This is a genomic window from Vibrio sp. 1727 (assembly GCF_033344415.1).
GTDB classification, from domain to species: domain Bacteria; phylum Pseudomonadota; class Gammaproteobacteria; order Enterobacterales; family Vibrionaceae; genus Vibrio; species Vibrio alginolyticus.
Genome location: NZ_JAWPOT010000661.1, coordinates 1 through 519 on the forward strand (window position 1 = coordinate 1; position 519 = coordinate 519).

Annotated in this window: 1 protein-coding gene; it reads left to right on the plus strand. The window is 48.9% G+C overall.

Features of this window, described 5'->3' with window-relative positions; all coding sequences use genetic code 11:
- Nucleotides 1–519 (plus strand): LysR substrate-binding domain-containing protein (locus tag R8O10_RS27470; protein WP_318192267.1); only part of this gene is annotated, 519 nt, incomplete at both ends.

The following is a 519-nucleotide window of genomic DNA, read 5'->3' on the forward strand; positions in this document are numbered from 1 at the left end:
GTTTTATTCCGACGGTTGGCCCGTACCTATTGCCTAAAATTCTTCCACAGCTGAAAGAAGAGTTCCCTGAGCTTGAGCTGTTCCTGCATGAGGCTCAAACTCATCAATTGGTTCGCCAGCTAGAGGAAGGGAAGCTGGACTGTTTGGTATTGGCTTCTGTGGCGGAAACTGCCCCATTTAAAGAGATTGAAGTGTACAACGAACCGCTGAGTGTTGCTGTACCATGTGGTCATGAATGGGCACAGCGCGACCAGGTTGATATGTTGGAGCTCAATGGGAAGACCGTGCTGGCTTTAGGTGATGGACATTGCTTACGCGACCAAGCGTTAGGTTTCTGCTTTGCGGCAGGAGCAAAAGATGATGAGCGCTTTAAAGCCACCAGTTTAGAAACTTTGCGTAATATGGTTGCTGCGGGAGCGGGTATTACTTTGTTGCCTCAGCTTTCTATTCCAGCCGAAAAACAAAAAGATGGCGTTTGCTACATTCCTGCCGTCAACCCTACGCCTTCACGCAGCATTG